Source organism: Amycolatopsis thermalba (assembly GCF_003385215.1).
Taxonomy (GTDB): domain Bacteria; phylum Actinomycetota; class Actinomycetes; order Mycobacteriales; family Pseudonocardiaceae; genus Amycolatopsis_E; species Amycolatopsis_E thermalba.
This window is the reverse complement of sequence record NZ_PQHW01000171.1, coordinates 1-8,577: the sequence shown is the minus strand read 5'-3', so window position 1 is coordinate 8,577 and position 8,577 is coordinate 1. Positions and strand designations below refer to the sequence as shown.

Annotated in this window: 7 protein-coding genes, 1 tRNA gene and 1 pseudogene; 3 read left to right on the top strand and 6 right to left on the bottom strand. The window is 70.5% G+C overall.

What is annotated here, in order from left to right; translation table 11 throughout:
- The first annotated feature begins 153 nt into the window (after positions 1–153).
- Positions 154–227, top strand: a tRNA-Pro gene (locus D0D15_RS34690).
- Between the two features lie 324 nt (positions 228–551).
- Here the strand turns inward: D0D15_RS34690 and D0D15_RS34685 are convergent.
- Positions 552–1,298: a methyltransferase domain-containing protein gene (locus D0D15_RS34685; protein WP_094005554.1), complete on the bottom strand. Its 747-nt coding sequence runs from the start codon at positions 1,296–1,298 to the stop codon at positions 552–554.
- A 38-nt stretch (positions 1,299–1,336) separates the two neighbouring features.
- Between D0D15_RS34685 and D0D15_RS34680 the strand changes: the two genes are divergently transcribed.
- Positions 1,337–3,166 carry a prolyl oligopeptidase family serine peptidase gene (locus tag D0D15_RS34680; RefSeq protein ID WP_115945061.1) on the top strand — a complete coding sequence of 610 codons (1,830 nt, stop codon included), beginning with the start codon at positions 1,337–1,339 and terminating at the stop codon, positions 3,164–3,166.
- Positions 3,167–3,214: 48 nt separating this feature from the next.
- Here the strand turns inward: D0D15_RS34680 and D0D15_RS34675 are convergent, their stop codons facing one another.
- The 4 genes and pseudogenes from D0D15_RS34675 to D0D15_RS34660 form a co-directional block, all read right to left on the bottom strand.
- Positions 3,215–3,691, bottom strand: coding sequence for a Dps family protein (locus D0D15_RS34675; protein ID WP_094005552.1), 477 nt, complete (start codon positions 3,689–3,691; stop codon positions 3,215–3,217).
- Between the two features lie 31 nt (positions 3,692–3,722).
- The gene (locus D0D15_RS34670) at positions 3,723–4,142 is read right to left on the bottom strand and encodes an organic hydroperoxide resistance protein (protein WP_094005551.1); all 420 of its coding nucleotides are present in this window, start codon (positions 4,140–4,142) and stop codon (positions 3,723–3,725) included.
- A gap of 65 nt (positions 4,143–4,207) precedes the next feature.
- Complete coding sequence (locus tag D0D15_RS34665) at positions 4,208–4,753, bottom strand: NADPH-dependent FMN reductase (protein WP_115945060.1); 546 nt, start codon at positions 4,751–4,753, stop codon at positions 4,208–4,210.
- Between the two features lie 44 nt (positions 4,754–4,797).
- Positions 4,798–6,119 (bottom strand): annotated as a pseudogene (locus tag D0D15_RS34660) (IS701 family transposase).
- Between the two features lie 135 nt (positions 6,120–6,254).
- On the opposite strand from D0D15_RS34660, the gene D0D15_RS34655 reads away from it, so the two are divergent.
- Positions 6,255–7,301: an alpha/beta hydrolase gene (locus tag D0D15_RS34655; RefSeq protein WP_094005548.1), complete on the top strand. Its 1,047-nt coding sequence runs from the start codon at positions 6,255–6,257 to the stop codon at positions 7,299–7,301.
- A gap of 61 nt (positions 7,302–7,362) precedes the next feature.
- Here the strand turns inward: D0D15_RS34655 and D0D15_RS34650 are convergent, their stop codons facing one another.
- Positions 7,363–7,869 carry a hypothetical protein gene (locus tag D0D15_RS34650; RefSeq protein WP_094005547.1) on the bottom strand — a complete coding sequence of 169 codons (507 nt, stop codon included), beginning with the start codon at positions 7,867–7,869 and terminating at the stop codon, positions 7,363–7,365.
- Positions 7,870–8,577 lie beyond the last annotated feature (708 nt).

Below are 8,577 nucleotides of genomic sequence, written 5' to 3'. Positions count from 1 at the left end.
GGGTCAACAGGGTCGCTTCGCCTGCCCACCCGAAGCGACCCTGTTGACCCTGGTCGAACGCGGCCAGACCACGACGAACGCCTCCAAGGCCACCCCCCGCAAAGCCCCCAGCGACATCCGCTAAACTCTTCTTCGACCCGCTAAGCAGTACATCGGGGTGTGGCGCAGCTTGGTAGCGTGCCTCGTTCGGGTCGAGGAGGTCGTGGGTTCAAATCCCGCCACCCCGACGGAAAATCCGGGGATCCCCTGTCCGCCGTAAAGCTGGCGGACGGGGGATTTTCCTTTGTGTTCTCTGGGGGTCGAACCCCCAGACCCCCGCCAGGGGGCAAGCCCCCTGGACCCCCCGCGATTCGCGTGGTGAGTGGGTTGGGTGCCGCGTGTGGCGCGTGTCGCGGGGCGACATCCGCGCCGGAAGCCGAGGTGCCCTCACAGTCGCTTTTACCCGTTGAGGACCGGCGGCCGTGTTGGGTGGTGCCCGCCTCCTCCAACCACACCCCCTCCGGGCCCGATCCCCAGCGGAGCCGGCGCCTTTCAGGGACGCGCGTAGCGCCTTACTTCGTAGCCAGCAGCTCTACCCAGTACTGCGTGAAGTCGCCGTCGCCGGTGTGGGACCAGGCCCAGGCGGAGCGGGCGGCGGAGGCCAGCTGGTCGCGGTCCAGCGGGGAGGCGCTCAGCGCGGCGTCCAAGCGTGACTCCACGTAACGCGCCAGCTGGCGGTAGCTCATGTCGGCCCGGAAGCGGCCGTGGGTGCGGACGTCCCGGAAACCAGCCGCGGTGACCCACGACGTCACGTGCTTCCCGGCGAACGGGTCGCCGCCCGCCCGGCGGCAGAGCAGGTAGTGGCCCCGCAGAGCGGCAGCGACGTTCGCCGTGCCCGGGCGCAGCCGCGCGCGCGACCAGTCCGAAGTAGACAACGCCAGGGTGCCGCCGGGCCGCAACACCCGGCGGATTTCGGCAAGGGCATCGGCGGGACGCGTCAAGTGCTCGAACAACGCGTGCGCGAACACCACGTCCACGCTCTCCTCCGCCACCGGCAACGCGTACACGTCCCCGGCCACGAACTCCACTGTGGACGATTCCGGGAACTGGCCCGGCTCCCGGTCCAGCCCCACCACGTTGCCCGGCCCGGCGATCGTCGCGAAGCCCGCCGTGATCGTGCCCGGGCCGCACCCCACGTCGAGCACGCGCATGCCCGGCCGCAGCAGTCGCAACACGTACTCCGCACGGCCGGTTGCGGTGCGTGACGCCATGATCGACAGCGCGTCCTGCGCGAACCCGGGCGCGTATCCCTCCAGCACACGCACACGGTACGGGCACGAGCTGGCAGGATCGAGGGGTGACTACCCAGCACCCGCCCGCGAACATCCCCGACCGCCTCTTCGACGACCCCGAGGCCGAGTCCCGCTGGCGCGCCCGGTTCCACGCCCCGCGCGTGTCGGTGCCGGACTGGTCCCTCGACGCGCCCGACCGCAACATCTACGTCTCCAACGCCAGCGGCGTGTGGGAGGTCTACTCCTGGGACCGCGCCACCGGCGAGCACCGCCAGGTCACCGACCGCCCCAACGGCACCCTGCACGCCACCACCTCCCCCGACGGCAGCGCCATCTGGTGGTTCAACGACACCGACGGCGACGAGTTCGGCACCTGGATGCGTCAGCCGTTCGACGGCGGCCCGGCCGAGCCCGCCCAGCCCGGCGACCACGCCGGCTACCCGGCCGGGCTCGAGATCGGCCACCGCGTCATCGCCAGCGGCGTCTCCACCGACGACGGCAGCGAGCTGTTCGCCACCCGCGACGGGCAGACCACCCGCTTCTACGCCAGCGACCAGGACGCCGGCGTCGCCGCGCTGTCCCGCGACGAGTCGCTGCTCGCCATCTCCCACGCCGAGCACGGTGACTCCCGTCACCCCGCGGTCCGCGTCCTGGACACCACGAACTTCGACGCCGTCGCCGACAAGTGGGACGGCGAGGGCAAGGGCCTCACGCCGCTGGAGTTCTCGCCCGTCGCCGGTGACCAGCGGCTGCTCGTGCTGCACGAGCGCCGCGGCCGCGAGGAGCTGCTGGTCTGGGACGTGGCCGCAGGCACCGAGCAGGAGCTGGACCTCGGCCTGCCCGGCGAGGTCGTCGCCACCTGGTACCCGTCGGCCGACGCGCTGCTCGTCGTGCACTTCCACGAGGCCCGCAGCTCGCTGCACCGCTACGACCTGACCACCGGCGAACTGTCCGCTGTGGACACGCCGCCGGGCCGGATCGGCGGCGCCGGGGTGCGCCCCGACGGCACGGTCGAGTACTCCTGGTCCAGCGCCGCGGAGCCCGCCGTCATCCGCGCCCGGGCGACCGACGGTACCGACACCGTCCTGCTCACCCCGCCCGGCGACCCGGCACCCGGTTCCGCGCCGGTCACCGACGCGTTCGTCGAGGGCGCGGGCGGCCGCATCCACGCGCTGGTCGCCCGCCCGCGGAACGCGCCGGACGGACCGCTGCCCACGGTGTTCACCCTGCACGGCGGCCCGCACGCGGCCGACGAGGACCGCTTCTCCGCCTACCGCGCGGTGTGGCTGGACGCCGGGTTCGCCGTCGTCGAGGTCAACTACCGCGGCTCCACCGGCTACGGCTCGGCCTGGCGCGACGCGATCGAGGGCCGCCCCGGCCTGACCGAGCTGGAGGACGTCGCCGCGGTGTACGACTGGGCCGTCTCCAGCGGCCTGAGCGACCCGGCGCGGATGGTCGTCTCCGGCGCCTCCTGGGGCGGCTACCTGACGCTGCTCGCCGTGGGCACCCAGCCCGACCGGTGGGCGGCCGGGGTCGCGAGCGTGCCGGTGGCGGACTACGTCGCCGCCTACGAGGACGAGATGGAGCAGCTGCGCCAGTTCGACCGGGCGCTGTTCGGCGGGTCACCGGAGGACGTGCCCGCGGTGTACCAGGAGTGCTCGCCGATCACCTACGTCGACGCGGTCAAGGCGCCGGTGCTGGTCCTGGCCGGCGACAACGACCCGCGCTGCCCGATCCGGCAGATCGAGAACTACCTGGAGCGGCTGGCCAAGCGCGACCTGCCGTACGAGTTCTACCGCTACGACGCCGGTCACGGCTCGCTGGTGATCGCCGAGACGATCAAGCAGACCGCGGCGGAGGTGCACTTCGCGATGAAGGCGGTCGGGCTGCGCTGACGCGACGAGGGCCCCGAGAACGCTCCCGGGGCCCTCGTCGTGCGCCGGTCAGGCGGTCTGCGCCTGCCACATCCAGTGGGCCTTCTCCAGCTCGTGCGTGATCTCGATGAACAGGTCCTGGGTGACCAGGTCGCTCTTGTCCGTCTCGTCGATGCGCTTGCGCATGCGCTGGATCAGGTCGGCGAGGATGTTCACGATGTTCTCGATCGTGGACTCCACGCTCTGCCAGTTGTCCGGGTAGTCCTTCAGACCCGAGCTCTCCACGACGGTCTTGGCCTTGCCGTTCGGCGAGATGCCGATCGCGTTGGCGCGCTCGGCGACCTCGTCCACGTAGTTGCGCGCGGTGGCCACCAGCTCGTCGAGCTGCAGGTGCACGCTGCGGAAGTTCGACCCGACCACGTTCCAGTGCGCCTGCTTCGCGATCAGCGACAGGTCGACCAGGTCGACCAGCGCGGCCTGCAGCGCGTTACCGGTGATCTCCTTGTCGGCCGGGCTGAGCGGGCTCTTGATGGGTGCGTTCGCCATCGAAAAAATCCTCCTTGTCGACAACTCTTCGTCAGGTCGTCGCGGTGATCTCGACCTGGATGTTTCCCCTGGTGGCGCGCGAGTACGGGCACACCTGGTGCGCCTGCGCCGCGAGTTCACCGGCCTGGTCCTGCTCCAGGCCGGGCAGGTGGGCCACGAGCTTGACGGCCAGCTCCAGGACGCCGGCGACCCGGCCGATCCCGACCTCGGCGGTGACGGCGGAGTCGTCCAGCTCGACGCCGGCCTTGCGCGCCACCAGCCGGACGGCGCTGTGGAAGCAGGCGGCGTACCCGGCCGCGAACAGCTGCTCCGGGTTGGTCATCTCGCCGCCGGGGCCGCCCATCTCCTTGGGCACGGCCAGCCGTTCGTCGATCACGCCGTCCGACGTCGTGACCTCGCCGTTCCGTCCGTCGCCACGGGCGGTCGCGACCGCTGTGTAAACCGGTTCCACCTGGTTCCCCTCCGCCGACGGCAGGTGTCAGCGGGTGGATACCCCGTGAGCCGGTGGACGAATCCTCAGCGGCGGGCGCGGGCGAAGTCCACGACCTGCCGCCCGATCAGCTTGAGCGTGGTCACGGCCTTCTCCTCGGAGGCGCCGCCGACCTCGTCGAACTTGACCTCCGCGGAGTTGATCGACCCGCCGAGTGGCGTCGGCCACCCGCGCAGCGCGTGGGTGATGGTCCGCAGCTGGTCGAGCGTGGTCACCGCGGCCTGCCACCCGAACGCGACGGCGGCCAGGAAGTCCGCGCGGCCGTCCAGGTAGGGGCGCTCGTCCGGCCGCAGGTCCTCGACGTAGTCCAGCGCGTTCTTGATCAGCCCGGACAGCGCGCCGTGGTAGCCGGGCGAGACGATGATCAGCCCGTCGGCCCGGCGGATCGCCTCCACGAAGCGGACCGCCTGCGGCGTGCGTTCCTCGATCGCCGAGTCGTAGAACGGCAGCACCAGGTCGTCGCCGGTGAGGGCGAGCGTTTCGGCCCCGGCCTCGGCCGCGCTGCCCAGCGCGATCCGCAGGGCGCGCTCGGACTGTGAGCCCGGGCGCAGGGAGCCGCCGATACCGACCACGTTGACCGCCGCACTAGTCACGAGTTCGAGGCTAACCCCTCCACCTAGTACTCCAGCCGCACTTCGTGATGTTTGTGCTGTCTTCGCTGGTGGTGGCTGGTCTTGGCGCGGTGTTGGTGACGGCGTCGCCAGTGTGACCAGGCCAGGATCGGGCGCCAGCGCGGTGGGGTGTGGATCAGATGTGCCAGCAGACGGCGGATTTCGCTGAGGGTGAGCGGGATGAGGCCGCGGCCAGGACTTTTGGGGACACCGCTGCCGTGACCGCGAGATAGGTGTGCGCGAGCATGGCCAGGGTGATGTGGCGATACCAGGCGTCGTAACGCCGGACTTGGTAGTGGTCAAGGCCGACTTCGTTCTTGGCGGTCTGGAAGCATTCCTCGATGGCCCAGCGGGCACCCGCGACCCGGATCAGCTCCTCGTCCGGCGTGGTTGCGGGGGCGCAGCACAGGTAGTAGGCGAGTTCGGGTTCGACCCCGGTGGGGGTGATCTGGCGACGGACGAGCAGGCGTCGAGTCCACCCGTCGGGGGTGTGCTCGCCGATCGTGGGGATGGTGGCGGTGGCCCAGTCGTAGAGTCGTGGTCCTTTGGCACCGTCACCTGCTGAGCGGCGTTTCCAGATCTCGGGTGGCGCCTGGGCGAGGAGGTGATCCGCTCGTGCGGTGGCGAACCCGCCGGCGGGTAAGGGCTGACTGCGGGGGACGGCGACGACGTAGCCGATGTTGTGCTGTTCCAGCCAGGATCGGAACTTGTTGTCTTGGCCGTAGGCTTCGTCAGCGGTCACCCATCGTGCGGGAACACCGGCCGCGAACGAGCGGGCGAGCATCGCTTTGGCCAGGGTGGTCTTCGTCGCGAACTCGACCTCGTCCGGCACCGCCGCGTCGCGACAACGCTCACGGTCGGCGATCCAGGATTTCGGCAGATACAGCTCTCGATCGACCAGAGCGCGTCCTTTCGTTGTGGTGTAGGCGAGGAACACGCCGAGTTGGCAGTTCTCGATCCGGCCCGCGGTCCCGGAGTACTGCCGCTGCACCCCGGCGGATTTGGTGCCTTTCTTGAGGAATCCGGTCTCGTCCACCACCAGGACACCGTCCGGGGCGCCGAGGTGTTCCACGGCAAAGGCCCGCACGTCGTCGCGGACACCGTCGGCATCCCAGGCGGCGGCGTTGAGCAGCCGCTGCATGCCATCCGGGGTCGTGTCGCCAGCAACCTCGGCCAGGGTCCAGCCGTTCTTGTCCGCCAACGGCGCTAACAAGCCTCGCACGTAGGCGCGCGCACGTCGGCGAGGCTCGGCCCGGAAGAACCGCCCCGCGACCCGCCCGAACAACTCCTCCAAGCCCGCCGCCCACGCCGAGACGTCCTCATCCACCCACACAAGACCCAGAACCTACCAGAGCAAGATCACGAAGTGCCGCTGGAGTACTAGGTGGAGGACCAGGATCTGGGACGGAGGCGGCGGTCACACCCTGGTCAGTTTGCCTACTAGTGAGTAACCTCCCGGGTCATGGCGACCTCACTGCGGAGCCGCGCGGAAGCCCTCGCGGCTCAACTGATCTTCGGGCTCCCCGGGGCCGCGCGACGGCTGATCGCCGGACGCCCCATCCGGCTGGACGGCCAGGAACTCGCGCTCGACGCCCAGCTGCTGCTCCGGCTCCAGCAGCTCAACCGGGTCAGCATGAGCGCGGGCACGCCCGAGGTCGCCCGGCAGCGGATCCTCGAGTCCGGCCACCTGGTCAGCGGCAAGCCGATCGAGCCGGTGCGCACGCAGGAGATCGTCATCCCGGCCGAGCACGGCCCGCTGCCGGCGACGCTGTACGTGCCCGAGGGGCTGCCGTCGCCGTCGCCGCTGCTGGTGTTCTTCCACGGCGGCGGCTGGGTGATCGGCAGCCGCGCGAGCCACGACAACACCGCCCGCTACTTCGCCAAGCACGCGGGCGTCCGGGTGCTCTCGGTGGAGTACCGGCTCGCGCCCGAACACCCGTTCCCCGCGGCCACCGACGACGCCCTCGCCGCGTTCGGCTACGCCCACTCCAAGGCCGCCGACCTGGGCGTGGACCCGGACCGGATCGCGGTGGGCGGCGACAGCGCGGGCGGCAACCTCGCGGCGGTGACCGCCCAGGTGACGACCGCGCGCGGCGGCCCGGCCCCGGCGTTCCAGCTGCTGCTCTACCCCGGGGTGGACGCGAGCACGCGGCGCCGGTCGCGGGAGATCTTCGCCAGCGGCTTCTTCCTCACCGACGCCGACATGACGTGGTTCATCGACCACTACGCGCCGACCGGGGTGGACCGCACGGACACCCGGCTGTCGCCGCTGCTCGCCGAGGACTTCACCGGGCTGCCGCCCGCCTACGTCGCCACCGCCGGGTTCGACCCGCTGCGCGACGAGGGCGAGGCGTACGCGGCCAAGCTGCGGGACGCGGGTGTGCCGGTCACGTTGAGCCGTCAGCGCGATCTCATTCACGGTTACGTCAACTTCCTCGGCGTCGGCAGGCGGTTCCGGGAGGCGACCTCGGAGGCGGCGGGCGCACTGCGCCTGGGACTGCGGGCGTAAAAAGACCGGAATCCGATGTGGACGTCCACATCGGATTCCGGCCCCCCTGCCGGATCGCTGGTCAGGCTGCCGGGATCGGCACCGGCACCGGGAGCGGCGGAGCCGAGCCGAGCAGTGAGGCGAGCAGGCTCGTCACGGTCTTCAGCAGGTTCTTGAGCAGGTTGCTGACGAGGTTCAGCGGCGGTGGCAGGTCCGGGATGTCCGGCACCGGCGGCAGCTGGCGGACCTCGCCAGCCTTCGACGGATCGGCCAGGATGCGGCTCGCCTCGGTGGCGTAGTCGTTGCTCGTGGCGGCAGTCTGCTGCGCGTCGGACTGGATGGAGTACTTCTGCCCGGCGGCGAGGTCGCCGAGCACCGGGCTCATCGCGCCGAGCGACCGCTGGGTGGCGGGCACCTCCCCGGCGTAGGCGGCCCTGGCGAGCTGGTCGCGCAACTGGAGAACCTGTTCCGCGGCGGCCTGCGTGCTGGACGTACCCTTCCCCCCGGCCGCGGCGACGCCTGCGCCGCCCACCGCCAGCACGCTGCCGGCCACCGCCACCGCGATGACCCTGGCGAACTTGCCTAACATCTCCCTACCTCCTGGCCTCGGTGGACCTGTCAGGCTCATGCGTACCTGGCGTGTTGATCTCCCACCACTCAGCACCCGAAGGTGACGGTTTCCAACCCTCACGTGCCGGATTCGGTTTCTCGCCGTAGCCCCGCATCGGATGAAACTCGAACGGTTCTCGATCGCCCAGTTGATCAAGGTTTTGGCGAGCAGGGGTTGCGCAGCGTGGTCGCGTCACCCGGCGGTACCCCAAACTCACTCGAAGCGCTGCATTGGAGGGTGGGGGGTGGAAGAACAGTGGACAAGTGGGGGTGACGGAAGTGGGGCGGTAGTGGACCTGGCCGCGCGGCAGCCTGCGAACCGGCGGCCGGCAACGGCGGTGGGCCGACTACGGCCCAGGGCCGCGCGGCAGCCCGGCAAACCGCAAGCCGGCAACGCAACAGCACCGGCTACCCCCGGGGCCGCGCGGCAGCCCTGCACAACCGGCGGCCGGCAACGCAGCAGCACCGGCTACCCCAACCAGACCTCCCCCGCCCCCGATCCACAGCCGGTCTTTGGTCGCCGATCAGGCGTGTCAAGGTACTCTTTTGATGTGCTCCGAAAATCTCGGACGCGGCTCAAGCGGACTGTATCACGCAACCTGCTGATTGGTGAACCATTCGTCGAGCACTTCGATCGGTGGTCGATATCCCAGCGCTGAATGTAGTCGGCGTGTGTTGTAGAAGCCTT

Coding starts and splice junctions, on each gene's coding strand:
- D0D15_RS34655 (WP_094005548.1), top strand. CDS start 6,255: ATGGCGACCTCACTGCGGAGCCGCGCGGAAGCCCTCGCGGCTCAACTG.
- D0D15_RS34650 (WP_094005547.1), bottom strand. CDS start 7,869: ATGTTAGGCAAGTTCGCCAGGGTCATCGCGGTGGCGGTGGCCGGCAGC.
- D0D15_RS34675 (WP_094005552.1), bottom strand. CDS start 3,691: ATGGCGAACGCACCCATCAAGAGCCCGCTCAGCCCGGCCGACAAGGAG.